The following is a 26,030-nucleotide window of genomic DNA, read 5'->3' on the forward strand; positions in this document are numbered from 1 at the left end:
GGTCTCCTCTGAGGAAGGGGAAGCCGGAGTGAGGACATGCCGAGGCACCCGTCGGCCCACGGGCCCGTGAGGGGCTGGGGGCGGGGGCCGGGGCTGCTCAGGTCCGGCTTACGCAGAGGAGGGAGACGGGATCGGGAGCCCGCGGCCAGGCGCAGGAGACGTCCAGCGGCAGCGCCGGCCGCGCGGTGAGGACGGGGGCCTCTGCCAGGACGGCGGGGCCGGGGGCGGTGAAGCTCACCGAGACGGGGGTTTGGGCGGAGGCCAGCGGACACTCCATGGCCGTCACCGGGCAGCCGTCACCGCCCCGATCCGATGCGGCTGGTCCGTGGGAAGACGCCGAGCCGTTCACCATCATCGCGGGCGTGCCCGAACCGATCCCCATGCCCATGCCCATTCCGTCCATCACAGCGGGCATGCGCATCGTGTCCGCATGGCCGGGCCCGGACATCAGGTACGCGCACAGCAGCAGCACACCGGCCATCAAGGCGGTGAGTGCCGGCTGCGGGCGCCGGGCCGAACGGATGGGCATGCCCGTGATGCTAGCGAGGCCGCGCCGTCAACCGGACGCGGGGCTGGCAGACGCGCACGCACCGCGGCAGGTCAGGGGCCGAGGAGCGCGGAGATTTCGCGGGCGGCGTCGCGAGCGGGTCGGCCCACCCCGATGGGGGTGGCGGCGGCGGGCCCGGACCGGCCGCCGCCGATCACCACCACAGCCGTGCTGTGCGTCATGCCGCGGGCTGCTCCGTGCCGTGTTCGCCGCGCATGAAGATGACCGCCACGAGCGCCAGGCCCACGATCACACCGACCAGCTGCATTCCGACGAAGCCGGCCACCGATCCGGGGGCGATGCCCGCGAACGTGTCGGTGAAGGCGCGGCCGATCGTCACGGCCGGGTTCGCGAAGGACGTGGACGAGGTGAACCAGTACGCGGCGCCGATGTACGAGGCGACCGCGACGGGCGCGAAGCGGAGGCGGTCGGTGCGGGCCAGGCCGAAGATCAGCAGGATCAGACCGGCCGTGGCGACGACCTCACCGAGGAGGAGGTTGCCCGCCGAGCGGTCGTGCTGCGACCACTTCACCAGCGGCTCCCCGAACATCGCGTCCGCCAGGATCGCGCCCGCGATCGCACCGGCGATCTGGGAGGGCACGTAGACGGCGAGCTCGCGAGCGTTCACCCCCGCACCGCCGCGGCGGGCGGTCCACCACTCTGCCAGGGTGACGGCGGGGTTGAAGTGAGCGCCGGAGACCGGCCCGAGCAGGGCGATCAGCACGCCGAGGCCGAAGACGGTGGCGGTGGAGTTCGCCAGCAGCTGGAGGGCGACGTCCTGGGTGAGCTCGGTGGCCTGGATGCCGGAGCCCACCACGATCGCGACCAGGGCGGCGGTGCCGACCAGCTCGGCGGCCGCGCGGGCGATCAGCGGGGTGCGGGGCGGGGTGGCGCCGGGTGCGGGCTGCGGCGACGTGTCGGCGGGGGCTATGACCTCGCTCGCGGCGGGCTCGGTGGCGGTCACGACAGGTTCTCCTCGGGCAGGTGAGGCAGAGCGCGGAAGGCTATGGGCAGGACCGCTTGAGGTTCGCTTCGGCGGTGGCTCGCGCGGTCCGGGCGAGGTCGGCGAACTGACCGGCGAGGGTTTCGATGACTTCCGGGCGCAGGCGGTAGTAGATGTACCTCCCGCACGGCTCCGTTTCCACGACCCCTGCTTCCCGCAGCACCTTCATGTGGTTGGAGAGGTTCGTCTGCTTGGCGCCCGTCTCTTCCACGAGGTGGGTGGTGCAGAGCGTCTCGCGGGCGAGGAGGGTCACGATCCGGAGCCTGAGCGGGTCGGCCAGGACCCGGATCAGATCAGTGTCGACTGACGTCATCATCCGCTGATACTGTCACATCACCGAGGGCTGATACCAGCTCTGGCTGAACCATGCCGCCGGATGACGGTGGCGACGTAGCAGCACCTGCCACCCCGAGGAAGAGCCGATGCCCGCGAACCCGCTCGCGTCCGTCCTGTTCGTCTGCATCCACAACGCGGGCCGCTCCCAGATGGCGGCCGGGTTCCTGCGCCATCTCGCCGGCGACCGCGTCGAGGTCCGCTCCGCCGGCTCCATGCCGGGCGAGCAGATCAACCCCTCCGCCGTCGCCGCCATGGCCGAACTGGGCATCGACATCTCCGACCAGACCCCGAAGGTCCTCACCCCCGAGGCCGCCCAGGCCTCCGACTACATCATCACCATGGGCTGCGGCGACGCCTGCCCCTACTTCCCCGGCAAGACCTACCTCGACTGGCAGCTCGAGGACCCGGCCGGCCAGGGCGTCGAGGCCGTCCGCCCCATCCGTGACGAAATCAAGGCCCTGATCGAGGAGTTGATCGCCGAGATCGACGCACGGGAGCCGGCGAGCTGACTCCCGAGACAGCGTTCGTCCCGACGTGCCGCAGCCGTCGACACCATCGACCGCACCCTCACCGGAGCCCAGAACACCGGCCGCGAAGCGAGCCGTCCGGCGTGGCTGCGGCCACCATGGCCCCGGACGCACGAAAGGCCGTCCTCTCATGGATGAGAGAACGGCCTCCGACTTGCGTTTCCGCGAAGTCGGGACGACAGGATTTGAACCTGCGACCCCTTGACCCCCAGTCAAGTGCGCTACCAAGCTGCGCCACGTCCCGTTACTGCTTCGTGCCCCTCACCTGGGGTTTCCCCCTCGTGCCGGGCACATGCAGAACATTACCCCACGCAGAGGGGTGTGTGTGCACGGGTAATCGGCGGGGGGCAGGATGGCCGGGTGGAGGAACGGGAACGCGATCGGGACGGTGAGGGGCGGGCGCGCAGTGCGCGGCCGCGGGACGGGCTGGGGCGGCCGCTGCCGTACGGGTCCGAGGGCGTGGCGCGGCAGCCCGAGGGGGTGGTGCGGACGCCTGAGCGGACGGTGGCGGAGGCTCAGCGGCTGCTGGACGCCGGGATGCCCTTCCACGCGCACGAGGTGTTCGAGGACGCCTGGAAGTCCGGGCCGGACCGGGACGCCGCTCTGTGGCGGGGGCTGGCGCAGCTGGCAGTGGGGCTGACGCACGCCGCGCGGGGGAACTCCGTCGGCGGGGCGCGGCTGCTGCGGCGCGGGGCCGGGGTCCTGGCCGGGTACGCGGGTGCGGGTGCGGGCGCGTACGGGATCGACGCGGCCGGGCTGGCCCGGTGGGCCGGGGAGCTGGCCGGGCGGGTGGAGGCCGGGGAGCGGATCGACGCGGCGGCCGAGGCCCCCCGGCTGCTCTAGGAGCCAGGAGCTAGGGGGTGGCGGGCTGGAGGAGGTCCCAGCGGTTGCCGTAGAGGTCCTCGAAGACGGCGACGGAGCCGTACGGCTCGTGCCGGGGCTCCTCCAGGAAGCGGACGCCCTCGGCGGTCATCCGGGCGTGGTCGGCGGCGAAGTCGGCGGTGTAGAGGAAGAAGCCGACGCGGCCGCCGGTCTGGTCGCCGACGCGGGAGCGCTGGGCCTCGTCCTTGGCGCGGGCCAGCAGCAGGGCGGACTCCTTGGCGCCGGGCGGGCGGACGACGACCCAACGGGAGCCGTCCGGCCGGGGGGTGTCCTCGGCGAGTTCGAAGCCGAGCGCGCGGGTGTAGAAGTCGACGGCTTCGTCGTAGTCGTGGACCACGAGGGCGGTGAGGGCGATGTGGGATGGCATGGGCCTATTGTGCGGTGAGGAGGACGACCTCCAGGGTGCGGGGGCCGTGCACCCCCTCCACCCGGTCGAGCTCGATGTCGCTGGTGGCGGAGGGGCCGGAGATCCAGGTCAGCGGGCGGGCCGGGTCGAGGCGTTCGAGGGCCTGCGGGACGGAGTCCACGATCTGGCCGGGGGCGCGGACCACGCAGACGTGGTGGTCCGGGACCAGGGTGATGCGCCGCCGGCCCTGGTCGGGGCCGCCGTCGAGCACGATGGTGCCGGTCTCGGCGATGGCGAGGGCGCAGCCGGTGACGACGCTGTCGACCCGGTCGAGGTCGTGCGGGGTGGAGGCCGCGTCGTCGTGGACGCGGGTCGCGGTGGTGGACGCCAGCCAGTTCGGGGGCAGGGACGGCGGGACGAGGACCGTGCGGGAGGCCGCGAGCAGCTGGGCCAGGAGACGCGCCAGGCCGTCCTCGTCGGTGCGGTGGACCTTGGCCCGGTACTCGGTCAGGTTGGCGGCGAGGAGGTCGGCGGTCTCGGCGGGGGTGCGGGTGCCGTGGACGCGGAGGTAGTCGCGGGGGACGGGCGGGGCATCGGGGGCGTCGGCGGTGGCCCGCCGGATGCGGGCCAGGATGCGGTCCTTGGTGCTCAACCTCGGGTCCCCCGTTCTCGGAGCCACCAGTCGCGGAAGGGTTCCGCCGGGATGTCGGGCAGTTCGCGGGTGTCGGTCCAGGCCCGGCCCGGCCCGGGGAGCCGGCGGGGGCGCAGCCGGCGGGCGCGGGCCAGCAGCCGCTCCCCCGCGCGCAGCGCGCCTGGGCAGTCGAGGAGCAGCCGGGCGGCGCGCATGGCGGCCCGTTCGGCGGTGTGGCCGTGTGCGGGGCGCAGGCGTACGCGGACGCCGCCGCGGGTCACGGGGCCGCCCTGGACCACGCGTTCGCGCAGGTGGACGAGGATCTCGGGGATGTCGATGGCGACGGGGCAGACCTCGTAGCAGGCCCCGCAGAGGGTGGAGGCGTAGGGCAGGGTGGCGTCGATGGCGCTGCCGGTGCCGCGCAGTTGGGGGCTGAGGACGGCGCCGATGGGGCCCGGGTAGACGGAGCCGTAGGCGTGGCCGCCGGCGCGTTCGTAGACGGGGCAGACGTTGAGGCAGGCGGAGCAGCGGATGCAGCGCAGGGCCTGCCGGCCGGTCGCGTCGGCGAGGGTGTCGGTGCGGCCGTTGTCGAGGAGGACGAGGTGGAAGGCGGAGGGGCCGTCGCCGTCGTGGGTGCCGGTCCACATGGTGGTGTACGGGTTCATCCGCTCGGCGGTGGAGGAGCGCGGCAGGGTCTGGAGGAAGACCTCCAGGTCGCGGAAGGTGGGGACGACCTTCTCGATGCCGACGACGGAGATGAGGGTGTCGGGCAGGGTCAGGCACATGCGTCCGTTGCCCTCGGATTCGAGGACGACCATGGTGCCGGTCTCGGCGACCATGAAGTTGGCGCCGGAGACGGCCACTTTGGCGCGCAGGAACTTCTCGCGCAGGTGGAGGCGGGCGGCTTCGGCGAGTTCGCGGGGGTCGTCGCCGAGGTCTTCGGGGGCGGGGCGGCCCCAGCCGGCCATCTCGGCGCGGAAGATGTCGCGGATCTCGCCCCGGTTGCGGTGGATGGCGGGGACCAGGATGTGCGAGGGGCGGTCGTGGCCGAGCTGGACGATGAGTTCGGCGAGGTCGGTCTCGTAGGCGGTGATCCCGGCGGCTTCGAGGGCCTCGTTGAGGCCGGTCTCCTGGGTGGCCATGGACTTGACCTTGACGACTTCGCTCTCGCCGGTGGCGCGGACCAGGCCGGTGACGATGCGGTTGGCCTCGTCGGCGTCGGCGGCCCAGTGGACGGTGCCGCCGGCGGCGGTGACGCCGGCCTCCAGCTGGAGCAGGTAGCGGTCGAGGTGGCGCAGGGTGTGGTCCTTGACGGCCTTGCCCGCGGCGCGCAGCCGCTCCCAGTCGGCGAGTTCGGCGACGGCGCGGGCGCGTTTGTCGCGGATGGTGTGGGTGGCGTGCCGGAGGTTGGCGCGCAGTACGCCGTCCCGTACGGCCTCGCGGGCGGCGTCGGGGAAGGGCGGGAAGGCGGGCATGCCGAGGTGCGTACCGGTCATGGCAGGGGGTCCTCCTCGGTGGGGCCCGCCTCGGTGAAGTCCTCGGGGTCCTCCTCCGTGGCGGCCAGGATCTCGGCGAGGTGCAGGGTGCGCATCGGGTCCCCGGCGCGGTGGAGGATGCCGCCGAGGTGGGCGAGGCAGGAGTTGTCGGCGCCGCACAGCACCTCGGCGCCGGTGGCGCGGGCGGCGGCGGTCTTGTCGGCGCCCATGGCGGTGGACACGTCGGGGTTCTTGACGGCGAAGGTGCCGCCGAAGCCGCAGCACTCCTCGGCGCCGGGCAGCTCGACCAGTTCGAGGCCCTTGACGGCGGCGAGCAGCCGGCGGGGCCGGTCGCCCAGGCCGAGGGAGCGCAGGCCGTGGCAGGAGGGGTGGTAGGTGACGGTGTGCGGGAAGTACGCGCCGACGTCGGTGACGCCGAGGACGTCGACGAGGAACTCGGTGAGCTCGTGGACGCGCGGTACGAGGTCCCCCGCGAGTTCCGCCAGCTCGCCGCCCCGCCCCTCCTCGGCGGCCCTGCGGCCGATGCGCGGGTAGTGCTCGCGGACCATCGCGGCGCAGGAGCCGGAGGGGGTGACCACGTGGTCGTACCCGGCGAAGGCGGCGGCGGTGCGGCGCAGCAGCGGCTCGGCCTCGTGGCGGTAGCCGGTGTTGTACTGGGGCTGGCCGCAGCAGCTCTGGGCGGCGGGGAAGTCCACCTGGACGCCGAGCCGCTCCAGCAGCCGTACGACGGCGATGCCGGTCCGGGGGTACAGCGCGTCGTTGACGCAGGTGACGAACAGGGCGGCGCGCATGATGGGCACAATAGCCCGGTGAAGAAGTTCTCAGTCATCGGCATAGGCGCGGGCGATCCGGAGCACCTGACCCTCCAGGCGGTCAGGGCGATCGGCGCGGCGGACGCATTCCTCATCCTGGAGAAGGGGGAGGAGAAGTCGGACCTGACGGGTCTGCGGCGGGCGATGCTCGACGCGCACGCCCGTCCGGGCCACCGGCTGGTGGAGGGCCGCGACCCGGACCGGGACCGCACCCCGTCCGACTACACCCCGACGGTGGACGGCTGGCGCAGCGCGCGGGCCGAGATCTTCGAGCGGTTCGTCGCCGAGGACCTGGCGGAGGGCGAGACGGGCGCGTTCCTGGTGTGGGGCGACCCGTCCCTTTACGACTCCACCCTGGCGATCCTCGAAGAGGTGCTGGAGCACGGCCGGGTCGAGTTCGAGCACGAGGTGGTGCCCGGCATCAGCAGCGTGTCGGCGCTGCTGGCCAGGCACCGGACCAACCTGAACCGGGTCGGGCGGCCGGTCCAGATCACCACCGGCCGCCGGCTCGCGGAGGGCTGGCCGCAGGACGTGGACGACGTGGTGGTGATGCTGGACGCCCGGCACGCCTTCACCGCCCACCTGGACCAGGACCTCTACATCTACTGGGGTGCCTACGTGGGCACCCCGGACGAGATCCTGGTGCAGGGGAAGCTGGCGGAGGTGTCCGGCCGCATCGAGGAGCTGCGGACCGAGGCCCGCGCCCGCAAGGGCTGGATCATGGACACCTACCTGCTCAGGCGCTCCTGAGGAAGCCGGGCAGGACCTCGGCGAGGCGCTCGTACTCCTCGGCGCGGTTGTAGAGCTGCCCGCAGACCCGGATGCCGCCGCCGCCCGGCCGGGCCCAGATGAGGGTGCGGATGCGGGCCTTGGCCGCGATCTCCTCGCGCATGGCCGCGGCGGCGTCCTGGGTCTCGGCGGTGCCGGGCGGCAGCAGCAGGGAACGCATGGCCAGGCCCGGGGTGTGCGGGAGCGGGGTCAGGCCGGGGATCCGGGCGAGCAGCGCCGCCCCGTACGCGGCGAGGGCCTCGTTGTGGGCCCGTACGCCGTCGGCGCCGAGCCGTTCGATGAGGTCGAGGCCCTCGGGCGCGGCGAGCCAGCCGGTGTAGTCGGCGGTGGCGCGGAAGTCGACGGAGCGCGGGTAGCCGTGGTGGTCCTGCCAGGACGGGGAGAGGGAGCGGACCCGGGCCCGGTGGGCGGGGGCGACGGCGAGGAGGGCGGTGCCGGAGGGCGCGTAGCCCCACTTGTGGAGGTTGCCGAACCAGAAGTCGGCGCCTGCGGCGACCGGCTCGGCCAGCATGCCCGGGGTGTGGGCGCCGTCTACGACGGTGGTGATGCCGCGCGCGGACAGCTCGGCGAGCAGCCGGGGCGAGGCGATGAGGCGGGCGGTGGGCGAGCTGACGTGGTCGAGCAGGACCGCCTTGGTGCGGGGCGTGAGCGCGGCGAGCACGGTCTCGCGTACGGCGTCCTCGTCGGGCAGGTGCGGGTCCAGGGCCACGGTGGTGACGCGGGCGCGGCGGGCGGCGGCCGCGGTGACGGTGCCGTAGCCGTGGTCGGTGACGAGGACCTCGTCGTCCCCGCCGAGCGGGATGGCCCCGAAGGCGAGGTTGGCGCCCTCGGTGGCGTTGGAGATGAACGCGAGGCCGTCCGGGTCGGTGGCCAGCCGGGCGGCGATCCGGGCGCGGGTGGCGGCCAGCCGGTCGGGGAGGGCGAAGAAGAAGGCGTCGGGGTCGCCGTGGAACTCGGCCCGCAGGGCCTCCTGGGCCTCCTGGACGGGCACCGGGACGGCGCCGTAGGAGCCGTGGTTGAGGTGGGCGACGGCGGGGTCCAGCCGGAAGAGGCCGGGGCCGCCGGGGTAGGCGGGCGGGGCTGAGGGCGCGGACGGCGCGGGCACGGGTACCTCCGGACGGGACGTGTCGGGTGCGGGCCTCGTGAGCCCGCACCCGGAGCATGGGGTCTCCTCGCCCCGGGAGGGAAGGGCCGCTTGCGCCGGATTGGCCTGCCTGGCCGGACGTCCGTCCTCCGCTCGGGCCACCGGGTCCCCGCCCGGACGCCGCTCCCCCGCCCGGACGCCGGTGCCCCGCCCGGTGTCCCCTCAGCGCGGCCGGCCGCTGGTCGCCGCGTAGTACTGGAGGTCCTGCACGGGCACCCGGTGGTCCACGGCGTACGGCAGCTCCACCCGGGCGGTGCTCCTCCCGTCGCGGGTCACCTCCGCCGAGCTGGTGCCGGGCCGCAGCGGCAGCAGTTCGGCGTGGACGCCGGCCGGGGCCGCGTGCTGCCGCGCGGTGGGGCCGACGGCGGTGCGGACGGTCGCGGGCCCGGTCAGGAAGCTGAGCACCTCCACCGTGTCCCGGGCGGCGGCGCTGCCCCCGCGCAGGGACATCAGCATCGACTGGCCGCCCGTGGGGGCGGCGGCCGCGAACTGGGTGCGGCCGGTGAGGTAGAGCGTGTCGCGGACGATCGGGGGCCAGCCGCCGGTCTTGAACCGGGTCAGGTAGTACGAGGTGAGGTCCAGGTAGGCGTGGCCGTTGTGCTGGGACGGGGCGAACTGGCTGCCCTCGGAGTAGTCGTTCCAGGTGGTCAGCTGCACCCAGTCGGCGCCGTCCTCGATGGCGTGGGTCCAGGTGGAGCGCAGGGTGGCGGTGTTGCCGGCCTCGTCGTAGACCCCCTGGTTGGGGCGGGCGTCCTGGACGGACACGGGCTGCATCCAGATCTTGCCCTTGGCGTGGGCCCGCCGGACGTCGTCGGCGGCGCCCTCCTGGCCCGCGTAGCTGCGGCTGCCCCACTCGGAGAAGCCGTGGCTGAGGGGTGCGAAGGCGTCGGCGTTCGCGCCGAGGTCGAGGAAGAGGGGGACGAAGGCGGTGCGGACGCCGTGCCGGGACTCCAGCAGGTCCAGGACGCGGCGCCACCAGTCGGCGGTCTTCTGCTCGGCCTTGAACGGGGACACGACGAGCCGGCCGTCGTCGAGCCGGTGCGCGGCGGGGTTCGCGCCGAGGGCGGCGAGGGCGTCCGCGAGCACGGCGGGGTCGTCGGTGTCCAGGGAGGTCATGTCCGGCATCAGCATGACCCTGAAGGCCGGGTCGACGGCGTGGGCCGCCCTCATCAGGAGGTCCGCGCGCTCCCGGTTCTTCCCGGAGAGGGAGAGCAGGTCGAGGGTGAAGCCGTCGAGGCCGGCGTCGCGGGCGGTGCGGACCTCCTGCTGGAGGTTGGCGTACTCCCAGTCGCCGCCCCGGGGCGGGACGGGCAGCGGGCGGTCGCGGAGCAGGCCGCCGTAGCGCTGGTGCTTGCCGTTCTCGCCGCGGGGGTCGAGGTAGTGGCGGGTGTAGTAGTCGGCTTCGGCGCTCGCGTTGTCGAGGGAGAGCGGGTACGGGGTGAAGTAGTGGGCGAACACCAGCTTGCGGCCGGCGTCGCCGGCGCGGAGCGCGGCCGGTGCGGGCAGGTCGAACGGCAGGGGCCCGGGGGCGGGGCGGGCGGGGGTGGCGCTCGGGGCCGGCGCCGTCGGGGAGGGCGGTGCCTGGGTCTGCCCGCCGGGGCCCGGCGGGGCGGGGGGCCCGGTGGTCGGTGTCGCGGCGGGGGTCGCGGGCGCGGCGGCGTCCTGCCCGGCCGCGGCGGTGAAGGGGTCCCAGGCGACGCCGGCCGCGGCACAGGCGCACGCGAGGAGGAGTACGGCGACCAGCACGGCGAACCGGTGTCCTGATGAGCGGGAGCGCCGCCGGTGCGCCGTCATCCGGTCCCCTCCCGATGGAATCGCCCCCGCGGCCCCGGGCAGGACCCGCGGCCGGATCCGAGCGCGCCGATGGCACCGCTGCCCGTCGGCCCGGCAGGGCACCGGCTGACCAGGGCGTTCCAGGACCATGCACCGGAATACGGCATTCCCCTGGCCATACAGCCGAATTGACGCATAATCGTCGTCACGCGGCGCGAAACAACCCTCGTGCCGCACTGGGTCACGCATGCAACGGGGGGCATCGTGATGATGGGGGACTCCCGGCCGACACCATCGGGCGGAGCGACCGGAACACTGCCGACCACGTCCACCGAACTCTCCCACCTGCTCACCGCCGTCCGGCGGGGCCGGGTGCTGACGGTCACGGGCCGGTTCCACGAGGCCCGGAGCCTGCTGGTGCGGGACGTCGCACGGCGGCTGTCGTCGAACTTCTGCGACGGGGCCGCGGTGGTCACCGTCAGCCCGGACGGCGGCGTACGCGGCCTCGTGGCCGCGCTGGGCTGCGTACCGGGCATGCCCTTCCTGCCCTGCGGCACGGCCAACGCGGCGTCCTGGCTGGCGGAGCGGGACATGCTGCTGGTCCTGGACGGCAGCGACCGGCTCGGCCCCGAGGCGCTGACCTGGCTGCGGGAGCTGCTCGCCGCCGCGCCCGGCCTGCGCATCCTGGCGGCCGGCCGGCATCCCCTGGCCGTGGGCCAGGGCCGGGTGCACCGGCTCTGAGCCGCCCGCGTCCGGACACGGCTCCGCCCCGGCCGGGCACGGGGCACGGCCGGGGCGGAACGCGGACCGGCTACCGCCGTGGGCGTCAGCCCAGGATGGCGAGCGCCTGGTTCAGCGTCGCGGAGGGACGCATGACCTCGGCCGCCTTGGCCGGGTCGGGCTGGTAGTAGCCGCCGATCTCGGCCGGGGAGCCCTGGACGGCGTTCAGCTCGGCGACGATGGCCGTCTCCTGCTCGGCCAGCGTCTTGGCGAGCGGGGCGAAGGCCGCCGCGAGCTGCGCGTCGTCGCTCTGGCCGGCGAGCTCCTGCGCCCAGTACAGGGCGAGGAAGAAGTGGCTGCCGCGGTTGTCGATGCCGCCGAGGCGACGGGTCGGCGACTTGTCCTCGTTGAGGAAGGTGCCGGTGGCGCGGTCCAGGGTGTCGGCCAGGACCTGGGCGCGGGCGTTGCCGGTGGTGGTGGCGAGGTGCTCGAAGGAGGCGGCCAGCGCGAAGAACTCGCCGAGCGAGTCCCAGCGCAGGTAGTTCTCCTTGACCAGCTGCTGGACGTGCTTCGGGGCGGAGCCGCCGGCGCCCGTCTCGAAGAGGCCGCCGCCCGCCATCAGCGGGACGACCGACAGCATCTTGGCGCTGGTGCCCAGCTCCAGGATCGGGAAGAGGTCGGTCAGGTAGTCGCGCAGCACGTTGCCGGTCACCGAGATGGTGTCCTCGCCGCGGCGGATGCGCTCCAGGGAGTACTTCGTGGCCTCGACCGGGGAGAGGACCTCGATGGTCAGGCCCTCGGTGTCGTGGTCCGCGAGGTACGTCTTGACCTTGGCGATGAGCTGCGCGTCGTGGGCGCGGGTCTCGTCGAGCCAGAAGACGGCCGGGGCGCCGGTGGCGCGGGCGCGGGTGACCGCGAGCTTGACCCAGTCCTGGATCGGCAGGTCCTTGGTCTGGCAGGCGCGGAAGATGTCGCCGGCGGCGACCTCCTGCTCGATGAGCGCGTTGCCCGCGGCGTCGACGACGCGGACGGTGCCCGCGGCGGCGATCTCGAAGGTCTTGTCGTGGCTGCCGTACTCCTCGGCCTTCTGGGCCATCAGGCCGACGTTCGGCACCGAGCCCATGGTGGACGGGTCGAACGCGCCGTGGGCGCGGCAGTCCTCGACGACGGCCTGGTAGACGCCCGCGTAGCTGCTGTCCGGGAGGACGGCGAGGGTGTCGGCCTCGGCGCCGTCCGGGCCCCACATGTGGCCGGAGGTGCGGATCATGGCCGGCATCGAGGCGTCGACGATGACGTCGGACGGCACGTGCAGGTTGGTGATGCCCTTGTCGGAGTCGACCATCGCGAGGGCCGGGCCCTCGGCGATCTCGGCGTCGAAGGAGGCCTTGATCGCGTCGCCGTCGGCGAGGCCGCCCAGGCCGTTCAGGATGGTGCCGAGGCCGTCGTTCGGGGACAGGCCGGCGGCGGCGAGGGTCTCGCCGTAGCGGGCGAAGGTCTTCGGGAAGAAGGCGCGGACCACGTGGCCGAAGATGATCGGGTCGGAGACCTTCATCATCGTGGCCTTGAGGTGCACGGAGAACAGGACGCCCTCGGCCTTGGCACGCTCGATCTGGTCGTTCAGGAAGGTGCGCAGGGCGTCGACGTGCATGACGGACGCGTCCACGACCTCACCGGCGAGGACCGGTACGGACTCGCGCAGGACGGTGGTGGCACCGTCGGCGGCGACGTGCTCGATGCGCAGCGTGCCGGCCTCGGCGATCACGGCGGACTTCTCGGTGGAGCGGAAGTCGTTCTCGCCCATGGTGGCGACGTTCGTCTTCGACTCGGAGGTCCAGGCGCCCATGCGGTGCGGGTGGGCCTTGGCGTAGTTCTTCACCGAGGCGGGGGCGCGGCGGTCGGAGTTGCCCTCGCGCAGGACCGGGTTGACGGCGCTGCCCTTGATCTTGTCGTAGCGGGCGCGGATCTCGCGCTCCTCGTCCGACTTCGGGTCGTCCGGGTAGTCCGGAAGGGCGTAGCCCTGGCCCTGGAGCTCGGCGACCGCGGCCTTCAGCTGCGGGATCGAGGCCGAGATGTTGGGCAGCTTGATGATGTTGGCCTCGGGGGTCTTCGCCAGCTCGCCGAGCTCGGCGAGGGCGTCGGCGATCCGCTGCCCCTCCTCGAGGTACTCGGGGAAGACGGCGATGATCCGACCGGCCAGGGAGATGTCACGGGTCTCGACATTCACACCGGCCGTCGACGCGTAGGCCTGGATCACAGGCAGGAAGGAATACGTCGCGAGGGCCGGGGCCTCGTCAGTGTGCGTGTAGATGATGGTCGAGTCAGTCACCGGATGCTCCGCTCCACAGTCTGCGTCTCTCGTCTGCAACATTGCTCGACATCAAGATATCTCGTGATCGGGCATGTCTGGACAGCCCCCTGCCCGAAGACCGGGGAGACGCGCGTCACGGCAACGCGAAAGGCGCCGCCGCGGGCCCCGGAGGCCGGCGGCGGCGCCGCTGCGCCGTGCGTTTCAGGCGGTGACCTGCTTGGGGTTCGCGCCGTACTCGTTCGGACCGGCGTCGCCCTCCAGGGCCATCAGGACGATGATCCCGATCCAGCCGACGAAGGGGATGAAGCCGATCAGGTACCACCAGCCGGAGCGGCCCGTGTCGTGCAGCCGGCGGACGCTCAGGCCCAGGGTGGGGAGGAAGACGGCGAGGTTGTAGATGTAGAAGATGACCGGGTAGCTGCCGAGCGCGAAGTCCAGCGCGATCGCCACGAGCATGATCGGGATGCTGCACAGGACGAACATCCAGTACTCCTGGCGGCGCGCGCGGCCGGAGAAGTCCGCGTAGCGCTTGATGACGTCGACGTAGTAGTGCACGAGTCCCCCCTAAGGACGGCATCGACGGCCCTTCGGCCTGAAAGGGGCCGGGCCCCGGTTATGCCCTCGGGCCGTCGCACTCAAGCCACCGCCGGACGCTTGAATTGGGCCACTAGCCTTGGTTTCAGGGGGAGTTGACTACGTACGCCTCAGGCGCCCCCGGCGCCTCAGCCGATCCGGTAGGAGTCCCCGTACACCTTCCACTCCAGCGGGGTGTCGAGGTTCAGGTTGCCCTTCTTCAGGAAGACCCGCTGGGCGGTGTCGACGCGGCTGGTGTCGCTGTGGGCCTCCTCCTGCTTCATGGCCCAGACCCGGGCGTCGAGGAAGGCGTTCAGCCAGGCGGTCTCGTTGCCGCCCCGGGCCGGGGGCTTGGCCTTGGCGAGGGCCCGCTTGCGGATGTTGCGGAAGCTGGTGGAGTCGCCGCCGTCGCCGTGCATGACGATGGCGTCGTAGTAGATGAACTGGCCGAGGGTGCCGACCCCGTCGGACTTGCCCTGCCCGACGGCCGGGTTGAAGTAGACCCGGTCGCGCTCGCGGTCCTGGGCCTTCTTGAACTCCGCGTCCTGGGCGGCCTTGGCCCAGTCCTTGGTGAAGTTCGGGTCGAGTCCGGCGTGCGAGTCGCTGCCGTTGACCTTGCGGAGGGCGGGGAGGTACTTGGCGAGCACGTTCCCGGGCTTGACCTGGGTGTAGTACTCGACGAGGTCGAGCATGTCGCCGGTACCGGAACAGAAGCCGATGATGCCGGCGGTGTAGCCGCGGCCGTCGCCTATGTCCTCGATGTACTTGTACTGGGCCTTCCAGTCGAGGGAGGAGTTCTCGGCGCTGGAGACGATCCGCATGGCGATGTCCTTCTTCGCCGGATCGTCGAGCCCGGTGGCTGCCGCCACCGCGGCGCGGGGGGCGGGGGCCGCGGGGGCGGCCGTGGCGTGGGCCGCCACCGGGGCGGCGAGGAGGGCGGCGCCGAGCACGGCGCCGAGGGCCATCGTCTTGCGGCGGGGAGTGAACACAGGGCCTCCATGGGGTGGTTGAGCTTTCCCTGATCCGTTAGGAAACTTTCCTACCAGACCTCGGGCACGAGGAACACCCCTACGGCTGCCCCGCGCCTTCCTGACGCGCCGCTCGCGCGGTGCGGCCTTACCGGCTTCGCGTCGCTGCGACAGCCTCCGGCCGTCGGACCGGGGGCGGGGTCGGTTCGGGTGGCCGGGGCCGGCGGGTCGGCTGCGGCCGGGTGGGCCGCTGCGCGGGGCCGGGATCCCCTACCCGCCCTTCGCCCGTTCCCCGGGGCCCCGCCCCGGACCCCGCGCCTCAAACGCCGGCGAGGCTGGATCTGGCCGTCCGGGGGTCGGAAAGTGTGGCGGGACGGAGCCTGCCGGTCGGGGGTGGGGACGGGGTGGGGTGTCGTCCGGGACCAAAACGAGATGAATTCGGCGCGCGGTACCCCGTACGACCTGATCCGGATCGGGCGCCGAACATCGAAGCCCGTCCCGGACGACACCCCACCCCGGCACCACCCCCGACCCCGCAGCCACCCCACCCCGCACCCCGGCCCCGCAGGGCACTAAGCCCGCCGCGGCGAACCCCGGGACCCCGCCCGGCCAGGGCACCGGCCCCGCAGGGCACCGGCCCCGCAGGGCACCGGCCCGGTGGGCCAACGCCCCGTACCGGCAACCGCCCGGCCAGGGCAACGGCCCGGCCAGGGCACAGGTCAGATCCAGCCGTTGCGCCGGAACCCCCGGTGGATGACGAAGCACGCGACCGCCATCACCGCGAGGACCAGCGGGTACCCGTACGTCCAGTGCAGCTCCGGCATGTGGTCGAAGTTCATGCCGTACACCCCGCACACCATCGTCGGCACGGCCACTATCGCCGCCCACGCCGTGATCTTCCGCATGTCCTCGTTCTGCGCGACCGTCACCTGCGCGAGGTGCGCCTGGAGGATGGAGTCGAGGAGCCCGTCGTAGGCCCCGATCTGCTCGGTGGCCCGCGTCAGGTGGTCGGCGACGTCGCGGAAGTACGCGCGGACCTCCGGCGGGATCACCGGTATCGGCTGCGTCGCCAGGTGCTGGAGGGGCCGGCCGAGCGGGGCCACCGCCCGGCGGAGTTCGAGGAGCTCGCGCTTGAGCTGGTAGATCCGGCCCGCGTCGCCCCGGCCGCCGTGTTCGCTGAACACGGCCGTCTCCACCGCGTCCATGTCGCTCTGCACCGCGTCCGTGACGGCCACGTAGTCGTCCACCACGTGGTCCGCCATGGCGTGCAGCACGGCCGCCGGCCCCTTGGCCAGCTGTTCCGGCTCCGCCTCCAGGGCCTCGCGGACCGGGCCGAGGGTGCCGCGTCCGCCGTGCCGGATGGTGATCACGAAGTCCTCGCCGATGAAGGCCATCAGCTCACCGGTCTCCACCACCTCGCTCGTGGCGGTGAGCTCCTCGTGCTCGACGTAGCGCACGGTCTTGAAGACGGCGAAGAGCGTCTCGTCGTAGCGTTCCACCTTCGGCCGCTGGTGGGCGTTGACGGCGTCCTCGACGGCGAGCGGGTGCAGGGCGAAGAGCTCGGCGAGGCCGGCCAGCTCCTGCTGCGAGGGTTCGTGCAGGCCGATCCAGACGAATCCGGCGCCCGTCTTGCGGACCCGGCGCAGCGCCTCCTCCACCTCGGCGCAGCCGTCCTGGCGGATGCCGTCCTGGTAGACCACGCAGTTGACGACGGCGCTGCCGAGCGGGGAGCGCGCGGGGTGGCTGAGGTCGACGGCCCGCCGGTAGCCGCGGCGCACGGCACGGCGCAGGTTGCTGAACATGGACACGGGCGCACTCCCCTTCGGCGGATCAGCGGCCAGTCTGCCACCGCCCCGCCGACGGCTCCGCCACGCGCCCGCGCCCACCGCCCCGCCCGGGGCTAGCAGGCCGGGGAGGAGCCCTTCTGGCCCTTGAGGTCGCGGTTGTAGAGCCAGCCGGTGGCGTTGGTGCCTTCCACGCGCACGAACGTCCACTGGTTGCCGTACGAGTTGACGATGTAGCAGTGGTACCAGAGCTTCGTGCCGTCCTTGACCAGGGCGCCCTGCGCGCACTGCTGGTAGGGCGCGGCCAGCAGGTGGTGGTCGCCGGATATGTAGCCGTACGTGCCCGGCTTCGGGTCCCGGTGCTTCCAGCCCGCGCAGCCCGTCGGTACGGGGCTGGGCCCCGGGGCGGGTGAGGACGGCTTCCCGGAGGGCGAGGGCGTGCCCGCCTTCTTCGAGCCGCTCGCGGAGGGCTTGGCGGTGGGGCCGGAGCCGGAGGGCGAGGGGGCCGGGGTGCCCGTGCCGGGCTGTCCGCCCGCCGCCGGGGAGCCGCCGGGTGCGGGGGTGGGCGCGGCGGTGGTGGAGCCGCCGCCCGAGGTCACGGCGTAGGCGACCCCGCCCGCGGCGAGTACGGCGGCCACCGCGACGGCGATCGCGGCGCGGCTGCGGCGTCGCGCCCGGTCCGCGTCCGCCGGGCCGGACCGGGCGGGCGTGGGCACCTGGCCCTGCGGGGGGCCCTGCGGCGGGAATCCGGGCTGCGGGGCGGCGGGGGCGTAGGGCTGCGGAAACGTTCCGCCAACGCCACCGGAACCGGGAGCGGTACCGGGACCGGGACCGGGGCCCGGCCCGACCCCCGGCGGGGGCCCGAACCCGGAGGCCGCCGCGGGCCCGGGCGCGTACGGGGACGGCGCGGGCCCGGGTGCGTACGGGGACGGCGCGGGCGGCGCCGCCACCGGGGCCGCCCCGCCCGCCGCGACCTGCTCCAGCATCACGCGGGCCTGCTCGGCGGTGGGCCGGTGCTCGGGGTCCTTCGCCATCAGCGCCCGCAGCACCGGGGCGAGCGGCCCCGCGCGCCGGGGCTCGGGCAGCGGGTCGCCGACGATCGCGGCCAGCGTGGACCACACCGAGGTGCGGCGGAACGGCGAGACGCCCTCCACCGCCGCGTACAGGGTCATCCCGAGCGACCAGATGTCCGAGGCCGGGCCGGGCTCCCTGCCCTGGGCGCGCTCCGGCGGGAGGTAGTCGAGCGAGCCGACCAGCTGGCCGCTGCGGGTCAGTTTGGCGAGGGCTTCGTCGTCGGAGGACTCGATGGTGGCGAGGCCGAAGTCGGTGAGCACGACCCGGCCGCCGCGCTCCAGCAGGACGTTGCCGGGCTTCACGTCCCGGTGCAGGACGCCCGCCCGGTGCGCGGCGTGGAGCGCGTCCATCAGCTTGGCGCCGATCTCGGCGGCCTCCTGCGGGTCGAGGGCGCCGTAGCGGGTGACCGAGTCGTCGAGGGAGGGGCCGTCGACGAGTTCCATGACGATGACGGGCAGGCCCTGCTCGTGCGTGACGTCGTGGACCGTGACCACGCCGGGGTGCCGGATGCGGGCGGCGGCCTGCGCCTCGCGCTCCATCCGGGTGCGCAGGTCGGCCAGTTCGGCTTCGTCGGAGTCGGTGTAGGCGCGCAGGACCTTGACGGCGACCTCGCGGGCGAGCAGTTCGTCGACGGCGCGGGCGACCACCCCCATGCCTCCCCGGCCGACCACGGAGGTCACCCGGTAGCGCCCTCCGAGCACCTTGCCGACGAGGTCCCCGTCGTTCGCTTCCCCCGCTTGGCCCGCTGGCACCACATGCTCCGTCCCACGACCGGTCGTCCGTCTCGTCGATCTGACGGGGCACAAGCGTAGATGCACGACCGGCGGGCGGTCCGGGCGGACACCCCTGGGGGGTGTCCGCGAAGTGGCGCCGTCCGCCCGGAGGGCGGGCCCCGCGGGGTCCGGTGCGTGCTCTCGGCGTGCCGGGCGGAAGTCCGCGTACTGGACGTACTCGGTCTTTCGCCCGGTGCGGCGGGAGTGCGTGCCGGGCGTCGCGGGGCAGGCGAGACTTCGCGGACACCCCCTAGCGTTCCCCGCGCGGCAGATGGGCCTTCGCCTCCTCGTAACCGGCGCTGCCGGGGCGCTCGGCGGGGGCGTAGAAGAGGTTGAGCACCCCTGTGTCGAAGGCCTCGCAGGAGAGCAGTTCGAGCGGGATCGGCGGCTCGCCCTCCTCGAAGAGGCGCATGCCCCCGCCCAGCACGACGGGGTGGACCAGCAGCTGGAGCCGGTCCAGGACTCCGGCGGCGAGCAGTTGGCGTACGACGGACACCGATCCGCTGATGACGATCGGCTTCTCGCCCGGCTCGTCCTTCAACGCCGTGACCGCCTCGACGAGTTCCCCGTCGAGCAGTTCGGAGTTGCGCCAGGTGGAGTCGAGCGGCCGCCGCGACACGACGATCTTCCGGGCGTCACCGAGCCGTTTGGCGAAGTCGGCGTCCTCACCGCCGTCCGCCTCCCGGCCGGGCCAGGCGCCGGCGAAGCTCTCGTACGTCCTGCGGCCGAGGAGCAGGGTGTCGGCGGAGCCGACGACGGCGTCCACGGCCGCGCCCATCCGGTCGTCGAAGTAGGGGAAGTGCCACTCGTGCGGCGCCTCCACGACGCCGTCGAGCGAGATGAACAGCTCTGCGGTGATCTTCCTCATCGGGCGCTCCGGGGACGTCGGGGTCCGTCCCGACCAGTAGACGCCCTGCCGCGGACGGCCACACCCGGGCCGCGCGGGCGGGGGCGTCACGGCTGCGTGACGGCACGCAGGACGAAGGGGCATGCGTATCGTGCGGGGATGAAGATCATCGATTTCGAACCCGGCGACCCGCGTCTGACCGACGACCTCCTGCCGGTGCTGCGCGAGCTGCGCCCGCACCTCACCGACGGGCTCTTCCGGCAGGTGTACGAGCACGGGCGGGCGCAGGGGCTGCGCTTCACCGGTGCCTACGCCGACGACGGAACCTGCGTCGGCGCGGCCGGCTGGCGGATCATCGACAACACCAGCTCCCTGCGCAAGCTCTACGTCGACGACCTGGTGACGGCCGCGTCAGCCCGCTCGAACGGCGTCGGGCACGAACTCCTCGTCCACCTGGAGGCGCACGCCCGCGCCGCGGGGTGCCACGAGCTCAACCTCGACTCGGGCACCCAGCGCACCGACGCCCACCGCTTCTACCTGCGCGAGCGCATGGACATCGTGGCCTTCCACTTCACCAGGGAACTGGGGGCCCAGGCCGGCCCGTCCGGTCCGGAAGGCACGGCCTAGACGGGCCGCAGTTCCTCCATGGCCGTTTCGGCGACCACCCGGGCGACCAGCGCGAGTGCGGGCGAGTCGAGTTTCCACTGCTGCCAGTACAGCGGTACGTCCAGCCACCGGCCCGGCAGGAGCAGCACCAGCTCGCCGGTCTCCAGCAGCGGTTCCGCCTGCGGTTCGGGGACGAGCCCCCAGCCGAGGCCGGCGGCCACCGCGTCCCGGTAGCCCTCCGAGGTGGGTACGAGGTGCCGTGCGGCCGAGGCGGGCGAGGCGCCGCCGGTGAGGGCGCGGACGAAGTCGTCCTGGAGGACGTCGCGCCGGTCGAAGACGATCAGCGGGGCCTCCCGGAGGTCCCTGGCCGGGGCTCCGGTCAGGTGCCGGGCGGCGAAGTCGGGGCTGGCCACCGGCAGGTAGCGGGCCAGTCCCAGGGCCCGTACCGTGCAGCCGGCCACCGGGTCCGGCGAGGAGGTGACGGCCGCCATGACCTGGCCCTCGCGGAGCAGGGCCGTCGTGTGGGACTCGTCCTCTCGGTGCAGCTCGAAGCAGATGGGCGGCCGCTGCGGCACCCGGGTGAGGGCGGGCAGGAACCAGGTGGCGAGCGAGTCCGCGTTGACCGCGATCGGCATCCGGACCGGGCCGAGGCCGTCGGCCATGCCCATGCCCAGCTCGGCGCGCGCGTCCCGTTCCAGCCGGGCCAGCTGCCGGGCGAAGCGGATGACCACCTCACCGGACTCCGTCGCCCGGACCGGCTTGGTCCGCATCAACAGCACCCGTCCGGTGCGCTGCTCCAGGGCCTTGACCCGCTGGCTGACGGCGGAGGGGGTCACGTGCAGGGCGGCGGCGGCCGCGTCGAACGTGCCCTCGTCCACGACCGCGAGGAGGGTCCGGACCTGTTCCAGGGGGAGCTCGTCCATCACGGTCGCTAATGATACGTAAAAATCTTTAGCTGTACGCGATGGCGCGCGGTCCTTACGGTCGGACCATGACGAACGGCATCACCACAGCACTCCTGGCGGGCTTCGGTACCGGCCTCTCCCTCATCGTCGCGATCGGCGCGCAGAACGCCTTCGTGCTGCGCCAGGGCGCGCGGCGGCACGCCGTCCTGGCGGTGGTCGCGATCTGCGCCGTCTCCGACGCGGTGCTCATCTTCCTCGGCGTGGCCGGCGTGGGCGCCTTCGTCACCGCCTGGCCGGCCGCGCTGACCGCCGTGGCCATCGCCGGCGGCGGGTTCCTGATCTGCTACGGGATCCTCGCGGCCCGCCGGGTGCTGCGCCCCGCGCCGGGCGCCGCCCTCACCGCGGAGGGCTCCACCGCCGGTTCGGTCCGCGCGGCGGTGCTGACCTGCCTGGCCATGACCTGGCTCAACCCGCACGTGTACCTGGACACCGTCCTGCTGGTGGGCTCGCTGGCCGCCGACCGGGGCGACCTGCGCTGGGTCTTCGGGATCGGGGCCGGGCTGGCCAGCCTGATCTGGTTCGCCGCCCTGGGCTACGGCTCCCGGCTGCTCAGCGGCGTGCTGTCGCGGCCCGGCGCCTGGCGGGTGCTGGACGGTCTGGTGGCCGCCACGATGGTGACGATGGGCGGAATGCTCCTCGCGCGGGCCTGAGATCGGGCGGGGACGTGGTACTGGTTCCCGTACGCCACCCGGCCCCCCTTGCCCCCGACCCCGGAGCCGCCGCCGTGCCCGACCGCCCGTCGCCCGAGGCCGTGCGCGCCTATTACGCGGCCCAGCCGTCCCCGCTCGTCGCCGCGACCGGCCTCGTACTGGACCAGGAGGGGCGGGTCCTCGTACTGACCCCGTCGTACAAGGAGGGCCTCGAACTGCCCGGCGGCACGGTGGAGGACACCGAGACCCCGGAGCGGGGGCTGGCCCGGGAGCTGAAGGAGGAGCTGGACCTGTCCGTCCCGGTCGGCCGGCTGCTGGCCGTGGACTCCTGCCCGCCGGGCGCGCTCGGCCGCTCGCTGGTGGTGCACGTGTACCTCGTGGGGCCGCTGACCGGCGCCGCGGCGGAGCGCATCGCCTACGCCGACGGCGAGGTGGCCGAGGCCCGCTGGCTCACCCCGGACGATGCCGCGGAGCAGCTGCCGGACCGGCTCGCGCCCCGGCTGCGCGCCGGGCTGGCCGCCCTGTACTCCGGCTCCGTCGCGCACCTGGTCGACGGGATCCCGCAGCCCGGCTCCCCCGCCGGGCTGGATCCGGCCGCCCGCGCCGCCCTGGAGCACGCGGGCCGCTACGACCCGGCCGGCCACCGCGCGGCCCGGCCCAAGGCCCTCACCGCCGCGAACGTGCTGTTCACCGACGGGGCCGGCGGGATCCTGCTCGTGCGGCCCGGCTACGGCGCGCCGGGCCGCTGGCTGCTGCCCGGCGGGGGCGTCGACAGCGACCTCGGCGAGACCCCGCGGGACGCGGCGGCGCGCGAGGTCCGCGAGGAGACCGGCCTGGACCGGGTCCCGGGCCGCCTCCTCGCCGTCGACTGGACCCACCGGCCCGGCTACCCGGCGCGGATCCGCTTCCTCTACGACGGCGGGGTCCTGGGCCCGGCCGAGTTCGCGGCGATCCGGCTGCCGCCCACCGAGCTGCTGGAGTGGCGCACCGCGCGCCGCGAGGAGCTGCGGGGTCTGGTGAAGCCCAAGCTGCGCCGCCAGATCGAGGCCTGCCTGACGGCCCTGGCCGAGGGCACCGGCCCGCTGGAACTCCACTCGGGGCGCCGGGTGGGCCCGGCCTGAGGAACCCGTTCGGCCCGCGCGGGATCGCCGGCCGACGGGACGGCGGGAGACTCGACCCGAGCTCCCACCACCGAAAGGGGCGGCCCATGCCCCCGGCGCCACCCAGCACCGCTTCGGTGGTGCTGTCCAAGGGCGGGGCGAGCCTCGTCGACCTGCCGGCCGACACCACCGAGCTGCGGATCACCGTCACCGGCCCGCTGATGCTCTTCGACCGGCTGCGGCTGCTGACCACCCTCTCCCCGTTCGAGGGGTGCACGGCGCGCCGGGCTTCGACGTCGACGTCGACCCGGCGGTGAAGCCGCTGCTGCCGGACTTCTCCGCCGAACCGGCGGCGACGGTGCGCGGGGTGCTGGACACCACGACCCTCGACGAGGTGGGCTACCGGTACGCCGCCCCGTGAGCGGACGGCCGGGTGAACGGGCTGAGACATACCCCCTACCCCTTTGGAGTATTCCTCCAGCGATCCTCTACGATGCCGCCATGAGCACGAGTACGCGGGCCGGACGCGCGGGAAGGCCCTCCGGGCTGCCCGCACGGCTGCTCCTCGTACTGGCCGTGCTCCTGGGGATCGTCGGCATGCACGGCCTCGGCCCGGGAGCCCTGCCGCCTGCCGCGGCGCTCGCCGCCGCCCACCCGGCGGCCGCGGAGCACCCGTCGGCCGGCTCCTGTGACTGCGTCCACGCAGACGGCCCCGACCACGAGGGATCCACCGGCGGCCACGCCCAGCACGCCGACCCGACCTGTGCCGCGTCCGGCACCAGCGGTGCCCCGGTGCTGCACGCGCCCGCGCCGGGCGGGGTCCCCGCCCGTGCGGAGGCCCCGCACGGGGTCGTGCTGCGGGCGACGGGGTGCGGGCGCGCTCCCCCGACACTGAGCGAACTGCAACTCCTGCGCGTATAGGGCGGCCCAGGCCGGCGTTCCCGCCGGTGAGCGCACACCCCCGTACGTACCTCACCAGGAGAAGCACCACCATGACCGTCACGCGTTCCCTGCTCCGCCGTACCACCGCGCTGGCCGCCGTCGGCGCCGCCGCCCTCGTCCTCGCCGCCTGCGGCGGGAAGGCGGACTCCGGCTCCACGTCCCACGGCGGCGGCCACGACGGCGCGGCCTCCGCGTCCGCCAAGCCCTCCGCGCCGGCTTCCGCCGGCCAGGCACAGGCCGCGAACAACGCCGCCGACACCGCCTTCGCCAAGGGGATGATCCCGCACCACCGCCAGGCGGTGGAGATGGCGGACCTCGCCGCGACCCGCGCCGAATCGGCCGAGGTCAAGGAGCTCGCCGCCGAGATCAAGAAGGCCCAGGACCCGGAGATCAAGACCCTGTCCGGCTGGCTGACCGCCTGGGGCGAGCAGGTTCCCGCGGCGGACGCCCCGCAGGGCGGGCACAGTGGCCACTCCATGTCCGGGATGATGACCGGCGAGGAGATGGACCAGCTCACGAAGGCCTCGGGGAAGGCCTTCGACACCGCCTTCCTCGACCTGATGGTCAAGCACCACGAGGGCGCCGTGGCCATGGCCAAGACGGAGCAGTCCGACGGGAAGTACCAGCCCGCCAAGGACATGGCGGGCGCCATCGTCAGCTCGCAGAGCGCCGAGATCTCCCGGATGAACAAGCTCCTCGGCAAGAGCTGACCCGACGGCCGGGGCCCCGCGAAACCCGCGGGGCCCCGGGCCGGTCAGAACTGGCGGTCGGTTCGCCAGGTCGCCTGGCTGGAGGGGTTGGTCATGTCGTACGTCGTACCCGAGAGGCGGCCGTCCGGGCCCCGCGTGCCCGTGTAGCGGCCCACCGGACCGTGCGACCAGTCGATGACGAAGTAGATCTTCTGGCCGTCGACCGAGCCCTCGCGGACGGTGCCCACGGTGTTGCCGGAGCGCGCCGACCCGAACACGCGCCCCTCGCCGTTCTGGGAGAAGTCCACGCGGACGGTCGCGTTGCTCTGGTAGATGTCGTACTTGCCCGTCGCGTCGAACCCGGGAGCCCGGGCCGACCGCTCCGCCGCCGGGGCGGCCGTGGCGCCGGTCGCCGGGGCGGCGAGGCCCGCTCCGGCGACGCAGAGGAGCACGGTGACGGAGGCGGCGGTCAGCAGCTTGGGGATACGGCGTGCGATGGACATGGGCCCTCCAGGGGCGGCCGGGACGATCGGCTCCGGTGCATGCTGCACGGAACCTCGGCGGCAGGCTTACCCACCCCCTCCGCCCTGAGGCCTGACTTCACCCGAACGAGTCCCCAACGCCTTCCGCCTTCGCCACGGGCACCCCCTCGGGACGCCCGCCGAGCAGGGCCGCCACGTGGTCCGCGCAGCTCAGGGCGGCCGTGGTCATGGCACTGCCGGTCATTCCGGCGACGTGCGGGGTCAGCAGGGCGCCCGGCAGACCGAAGAGGGGGGAGGCGAAGGCCGCGTGCTCGTGCTCGAAGGTGTCCACGGCGGCCGCCGCCAGGGGGTGGCCGGGGTCGCGGAGCGCGTCGGCGAGGGCCCGCTCGTCGACGATGCCGCCCCGGGCCGTGTTGAGCAGGACCGACCCCGGACGCATCAGCGCCAGTTCGGCCTTCCCGATCATCCCCCGGGTGCTCTCGGTGAGCGGTACGTGGAGGGAGACCACGTCGCTGCCGGCCAGCAGGTCGGGCAGTGACTCCGCCAGGGGTACCGGGGCGCCGCCCGCCGGGGTGCGGCGCGCGAGGCCGCGTACGTCCATGCCCAGGGCGGCGGCCCGGTCCGCCAGGGCCAGCCCGGTCCGGCCGAGTCCGACCACGCCCAGGGTCAGCTCGGACAGCCCGGCCGGCGGTATCGCCGGGGAGCGCCACCGGCCCCGGTGCGCGGCCTCGTCGTGGGCACGCAGGTCGCGGGTCAGGGCTAGCAGCTGGGCCAGCGCGAACTCGGCGACGGCGGTGGCGTTGGAGCCCGGGGTGTGGGTGACGGCGACCCCGTGCCGGGCGGCGGCGGCCAGGTCGACGTGGTCGGTGCCGGCACCGGCCCGGCCGATGACCCTCAGCGGGCGGTCCTGCCCGGGGCCGGTCGCGGCGGCGAGGAAGCCCGCACGCATGGGTGCGCCGCCCCGGGACTTGACGGCGTCGTAACCGATGCCGTCCCGGAGGGCTTCGGCGAGCAGTGCCTCCCCGTCGAAGGCGTCGAAGTCGGTGAACTCCACCCGCCCGGCCCACTCTTCCCGCGCCGCACCGGGGTCGGCGACGCGCCGCAGGTTGAGCGTCACCTCCAGGCCGTGGCCGAGCAGCCGTTCCAGCTCCCGCCCGAGCAGCTTCCCCGGTGCCGCGTCCAGTACCAGCAACCTCTTGCGCACCATGCCCGCCCCCCGTGTCATGCGTCCGATCATGCACGGGGCCTCTGACAACGGGCCCT

The 26,030-nt window shown here is 73.8% G+C and carries 29 protein-coding genes and 1 tRNA gene; 10 read left to right on the forward strand and 20 right to left on the reverse strand.

What is annotated here, in order from left to right; genetic code table 11:
• Window positions 1-97 precede the first annotated feature (97 nt).
• From OG553_RS03840 to OG553_RS03855, 4 genes are all read right to left on the reverse strand, one after another.
• On the reverse strand, window positions 98-529 hold the full coding sequence (locus OG553_RS03840) for a hypothetical protein (protein ID WP_405977597.1): 432 nt from the start codon (window positions 527-529) through the stop codon (window positions 98-100).
• Between the two features lie 71 nt (window positions 530-600).
• A complete protein-coding gene (locus OG553_RS03845) occupies window positions 601-729 on the reverse strand; it encodes a hypothetical protein (protein ID WP_405977598.1) in 129 nt (42 codons plus the stop codon).
• Window positions 726-1,511, reverse strand: coding sequence for an aquaporin (locus OG553_RS03850; RefSeq protein ID WP_405977599.1), 786 nt, complete (start codon window positions 1,509-1,511; stop codon window positions 726-728). Before OG553_RS03850 ends, OG553_RS03845 begins: the two co-directional genes overlap by 4 nt.
• Window positions 1,512-1,551: 40 nt before the next feature.
• Window positions 1,552-1,866, reverse strand: coding sequence for an ArsR/SmtB family transcription factor (locus tag OG553_RS03855; protein WP_405977600.1), 315 nt, complete (start codon window positions 1,864-1,866; stop codon window positions 1,552-1,554).
• Between the two features lie 106 nt (window positions 1,867-1,972).
• Between OG553_RS03855 and OG553_RS03860 the strand changes: the two genes are divergently transcribed.
• On the forward strand, window positions 1,973-2,395 hold the full coding sequence (locus tag OG553_RS03860) for an arsenate reductase ArsC (protein WP_405977601.1): 423 nt from the start codon (window positions 1,973-1,975) through the stop codon (window positions 2,393-2,395).
• Window positions 2,396-2,583: 188 nt separating this feature from the next.
• Here the strand turns inward: OG553_RS03860 and OG553_RS03865 are convergent.
• Window positions 2,584-2,657: transfer RNA gene (locus OG553_RS03865), tRNA-Pro, on the reverse strand.
• A 116-nt stretch (window positions 2,658-2,773) separates the two neighbouring features.
• Between OG553_RS03865 and OG553_RS03870 the strand changes: the two genes are divergently transcribed.
• A complete protein-coding gene (locus OG553_RS03870) occupies window positions 2,774-3,256 on the forward strand; it encodes a DUF309 domain-containing protein (RefSeq protein ID WP_405977602.1) in 483 nt (160 codons plus the stop codon).
• 10 nt (window positions 3,257-3,266) lie between these two features.
• Here OG553_RS03870 and OG553_RS03875 read toward each other — a convergent pair whose 3' ends face one another.
• Genes OG553_RS03875 through OG553_RS03890 form a run of 4 tightly spaced genes read right to left on the reverse strand, consistent with a single transcriptional unit; the run spans window position 3,267 to window position 6,559 of the window.
• Window positions 3,267-3,662 carry a VOC family protein gene (locus OG553_RS03875; RefSeq protein WP_405977603.1) on the reverse strand — a complete coding sequence of 132 codons (396 nt, stop codon included), beginning with the start codon at window positions 3,660-3,662 and terminating at the stop codon, window positions 3,267-3,269.
• A gap of 4 nt (window positions 3,663-3,666) precedes the next feature.
• Window positions 3,667-4,293 carry a lactate utilization protein C gene (locus OG553_RS03880; protein WP_405977604.1) on the reverse strand — a complete coding sequence of 209 codons (627 nt, stop codon included), beginning with the start codon at window positions 4,291-4,293 and terminating at the stop codon, window positions 3,667-3,669.
• Window positions 4,290-5,768, reverse strand: coding sequence for a lactate utilization protein B (locus OG553_RS03885; RefSeq protein ID WP_405977605.1), 1,479 nt, complete (start codon window positions 5,766-5,768; stop codon window positions 4,290-4,292). The genes OG553_RS03880 and OG553_RS03885 overlap by 4 nt, the downstream gene beginning before the upstream one ends.
• Window positions 5,765-6,559: a (Fe-S)-binding protein gene (locus OG553_RS03890; protein ID WP_405977606.1), complete on the reverse strand. Its 795-nt coding sequence runs from the start codon at window positions 6,557-6,559 to the stop codon at window positions 5,765-5,767. The genes OG553_RS03885 and OG553_RS03890 overlap by 4 nt, the downstream gene beginning before the upstream one ends.
• 18 nt (window positions 6,560-6,577) lie before the next feature.
• Between OG553_RS03890 and cobF the strand changes: the two genes are divergently transcribed.
• Window positions 6,578-7,330 (forward strand): precorrin-6A synthase (deacetylating), encoded by a 753-nt coding sequence (cobF, locus tag OG553_RS03895; protein ID WP_405977607.1) that lies wholly within the window; start codon window positions 6,578-6,580, stop codon window positions 7,328-7,330.
• Here cobF and OG553_RS03900 read toward each other — a convergent pair.
• Window positions 7,317-8,474: an aminotransferase class V-fold PLP-dependent enzyme gene (locus tag OG553_RS03900; protein WP_405977608.1), complete on the reverse strand. Its 1,158-nt coding sequence runs from the start codon at window positions 8,472-8,474 to the stop codon at window positions 7,317-7,319. The two genes, cobF and OG553_RS03900, sit on opposite strands and share 14 nt — an antisense overlap.
• A 201-nt stretch (window positions 8,475-8,675) precedes the next feature.
• Window positions 8,676-10,307, reverse strand: a complete 1,632-nt coding sequence (locus OG553_RS03905) for a glycoside hydrolase family 71 protein (RefSeq protein ID WP_405977609.1) — start codon at window positions 10,305-10,307, stop codon at window positions 8,676-8,678.
• Window positions 10,308-10,550: 243 nt separating this feature from the next.
• On the opposite strand from OG553_RS03905, the gene OG553_RS03910 reads away from it, so the two are divergent.
• Window positions 10,551-11,027, forward strand: coding sequence for a hypothetical protein (locus tag OG553_RS03910; protein ID WP_405977610.1), 477 nt, complete (start codon window positions 10,551-10,553; stop codon window positions 11,025-11,027).
• An 85-nt stretch (window positions 11,028-11,112) separates the two neighbouring features.
• On the opposite strand, the gene OG553_RS03915 is transcribed toward OG553_RS03910, so the two are convergent.
• The 6 genes from OG553_RS03915 to OG553_RS03940 form a co-directional block, all read right to left on the reverse strand.
• A complete protein-coding gene (locus OG553_RS03915) occupies window positions 11,113-13,332 on the reverse strand; it encodes an NADP-dependent isocitrate dehydrogenase (protein ID WP_405977611.1) in 2,220 nt (739 codons plus the stop codon).
• Window positions 13,333-13,515: 183 nt separating this feature from the next.
• Window positions 13,516-13,869 carry a DUF805 domain-containing protein gene (locus tag OG553_RS03920; protein ID WP_405977612.1) on the reverse strand — a complete coding sequence of 118 codons (354 nt, stop codon included), beginning with the start codon at window positions 13,867-13,869 and terminating at the stop codon, window positions 13,516-13,518.
• A 167-nt stretch (window positions 13,870-14,036) separates the two neighbouring features.
• Window positions 14,037-14,852, reverse strand: coding sequence for a chitosanase (locus OG553_RS03925; RefSeq protein WP_405982944.1), 816 nt, complete (start codon window positions 14,850-14,852; stop codon window positions 14,037-14,039).
• 722 nt (window positions 14,853-15,574) lie between these two features.
• Window positions 15,575-16,657, reverse strand: coding sequence for a magnesium/cobalt transporter CorA (gene corA, locus OG553_RS03930; RefSeq protein WP_405982945.1), 1,083 nt, complete (start codon window positions 16,655-16,657; stop codon window positions 15,575-15,577).
• 98 nt (window positions 16,658-16,755) lie between these two features.
• A complete protein-coding gene (locus OG553_RS03935) occupies window positions 16,756-18,465 on the reverse strand; it encodes a protein kinase domain-containing protein (protein WP_405977613.1) in 1,710 nt (569 codons plus the stop codon).
• A 271-nt stretch (window positions 18,466-18,736) separates the two neighbouring features.
• On the reverse strand, window positions 18,737-19,354 hold the full coding sequence (locus OG553_RS03940; RefSeq protein ID WP_405977614.1) for a dihydrofolate reductase family protein: 618 nt from the start codon (window positions 19,352-19,354) through the stop codon (window positions 18,737-18,739).
• 138 nt (window positions 19,355-19,492) lie between these two features.
• Between OG553_RS03940 and OG553_RS03945 the strand changes: the two genes are divergently transcribed.
• On the forward strand, window positions 19,493-19,960 hold the full coding sequence (locus tag OG553_RS03945) for a GNAT family N-acetyltransferase (RefSeq protein ID WP_405977615.1): 468 nt from the start codon (window positions 19,493-19,495) through the stop codon (window positions 19,958-19,960).
• Here OG553_RS03945 and OG553_RS03950 read toward each other — a convergent pair.
• Entirely contained in the window at window positions 19,957-20,862 is a 906-nt protein-coding gene (locus tag OG553_RS03950) for a LysR family transcriptional regulator ArgP (RefSeq protein WP_405982946.1), read from the reverse strand. The genes OG553_RS03945 and OG553_RS03950 overlap by 4 nt on opposite strands.
• A gap of 68 nt (window positions 20,863-20,930) precedes the next feature.
• Here OG553_RS03950 and OG553_RS03955 point away from each other — a divergent pair, with 68 nt between their 5' ends.
• From OG553_RS03955 to OG553_RS03975, 5 genes are all read left to right on the forward strand, one after another.
• Entirely contained in the window at window positions 20,931-21,554 is a 624-nt protein-coding gene (locus OG553_RS03955; RefSeq protein ID WP_405977616.1) for a LysE/ArgO family amino acid transporter, read from the forward strand.
• A 74-nt stretch (window positions 21,555-21,628) separates the two neighbouring features.
• Window positions 21,629-22,675, forward strand: coding sequence for an NUDIX domain-containing protein (locus OG553_RS03960; RefSeq protein ID WP_405977617.1), 1,047 nt, complete (start codon window positions 21,629-21,631; stop codon window positions 22,673-22,675).
• 86 nt (window positions 22,676-22,761) lie between these two features.
• Window positions 22,762-22,971, forward strand: coding sequence for a hypothetical protein (locus OG553_RS03965; RefSeq protein ID WP_405977618.1), 210 nt, complete (start codon window positions 22,762-22,764; stop codon window positions 22,969-22,971).
• Between the two features lie 184 nt (window positions 22,972-23,155).
• Window positions 23,156-23,575 (forward strand): DUF6153 family protein, encoded by a 420-nt coding sequence (locus tag OG553_RS03970; RefSeq protein ID WP_405977619.1) that lies wholly within the window; start codon window positions 23,156-23,158, stop codon window positions 23,573-23,575.
• Between the two features lie 71 nt (window positions 23,576-23,646).
• A complete protein-coding gene (locus OG553_RS03975; RefSeq protein WP_405977620.1) occupies window positions 23,647-24,306 on the forward strand; it encodes a DUF305 domain-containing protein in 660 nt (219 codons plus the stop codon).
• A 44-nt stretch (window positions 24,307-24,350) separates the two neighbouring features.
• On the opposite strand, the gene OG553_RS03980 is transcribed toward OG553_RS03975, so the two are convergent.
• Window positions 24,351-24,788 (reverse strand): hypothetical protein, encoded by a 438-nt coding sequence (locus OG553_RS03980; RefSeq protein ID WP_405977621.1) that lies wholly within the window; start codon window positions 24,786-24,788, stop codon window positions 24,351-24,353.
• Window positions 24,789-24,885: 97 nt separating this feature from the next.
• Entirely contained in the window at window positions 24,886-25,992 is a 1,107-nt protein-coding gene (locus tag OG553_RS03985; protein ID WP_405977622.1) for an NAD(P)-dependent oxidoreductase, read from the reverse strand.
• Window positions 25,993-26,030 lie beyond the last annotated feature (38 nt).

The sequence above is a fragment of the Streptomyces sp. NBC_00158 genome (genome assembly GCF_045160885.1).
Lineage (GTDB): Bacteria > Actinomycetota > Actinomycetes > Streptomycetales > Streptomycetaceae > Streptomyces.

Excerpts from the sequence above, each read along its gene's own strand:
- OG553_RS03905 (WP_405977609.1), bottom strand. The coding sequence starts at position 10,307 with ATGACGGCGCACCGGCGGCGCTCCCGCTCATCAGGACACCGGTTCGCC.
- OG553_RS03855 (WP_405977600.1), bottom strand. The coding sequence starts at position 1,866 with ATGATGACGTCAGTCGACACTGATCTGATCCGGGTCCTGGCCGACCCG.
- OG553_RS03950 (WP_405982946.1), bottom strand. The coding sequence starts at position 20,862 with ATGGACGAGCTCCCCCTGGAACAGGTCCGGACCCTCCTCGCGGTCGTG.
- OG553_RS03955 (WP_405977616.1), top strand. The coding sequence starts at position 20,931 with ATGACGAACGGCATCACCACAGCACTCCTGGCGGGCTTCGGTACCGGC.
- OG553_RS03980 (WP_405977621.1), bottom strand. The coding sequence starts at position 24,788 with ATGTCCATCGCACGCCGTATCCCCAAGCTGCTGACCGCCGCCTCCGTC.
- OG553_RS03945 (WP_405977615.1), top strand. The coding sequence starts at position 19,493 with ATGAAGATCATCGATTTCGAACCCGGCGACCCGCGTCTGACCGACGAC.
- OG553_RS03860 (WP_405977601.1), top strand. The coding sequence starts at position 1,973 with ATGCCCGCGAACCCGCTCGCGTCCGTCCTGTTCGTCTGCATCCACAAC.
- OG553_RS03845 (WP_405977598.1), bottom strand. The coding sequence starts at position 729 with ATGACGCACAGCACGGCTGTGGTGGTGATCGGCGGCGGCCGGTCCGGG.
- OG553_RS03890 (WP_405977606.1), bottom strand. The coding sequence starts at position 6,559 with ATGCGCGCCGCCCTGTTCGTCACCTGCGTCAACGACGCGCTGTACCCC.
- OG553_RS03875 (WP_405977603.1), bottom strand. The coding sequence starts at position 3,662 with ATGCCATCCCACATCGCCCTCACCGCCCTCGTGGTCCACGACTACGAC.
- OG553_RS03885 (WP_405977605.1), bottom strand. The coding sequence starts at position 5,768 with ATGACCGGTACGCACCTCGGCATGCCCGCCTTCCCGCCCTTCCCCGAC.
- corA (WP_405982945.1), bottom strand. The coding sequence starts at position 16,657 with ATGTTCAGCAACCTGCGCCGTGCCGTGCGCCGCGGCTACCGGCGGGCC.
- OG553_RS03840 (WP_405977597.1), bottom strand. The coding sequence starts at position 529 with ATGCCCATCCGTTCGGCCCGGCGCCCGCAGCCGGCACTCACCGCCTTG.
- OG553_RS03940 (WP_405977614.1), bottom strand. The coding sequence starts at position 19,354 with ATGAGGAAGATCACCGCAGAGCTGTTCATCTCGCTCGACGGCGTCGTG.
- OG553_RS03975 (WP_405977620.1), top strand. The coding sequence starts at position 23,647 with ATGACCGTCACGCGTTCCCTGCTCCGCCGTACCACCGCGCTGGCCGCC.
- OG553_RS03970 (WP_405977619.1), top strand. The coding sequence starts at position 23,156 with ATGAGCACGAGTACGCGGGCCGGACGCGCGGGAAGGCCCTCCGGGCTG.
- OG553_RS03985 (WP_405977622.1), bottom strand. The coding sequence starts at position 25,992 with ATGACACGGGGGGCGGGCATGGTGCGCAAGAGGTTGCTGGTACTGGAC.
- OG553_RS03925 (WP_405982944.1), bottom strand. The coding sequence starts at position 14,852 with ATGGCCCTCGGCGCCGTGCTCGGCGCCGCCCTCCTCGCCGCCCCGGTG.
- OG553_RS03965 (WP_405977618.1), top strand. The coding sequence starts at position 22,762 with ATGCCCCCGGCGCCACCCAGCACCGCTTCGGTGGTGCTGTCCAAGGGC.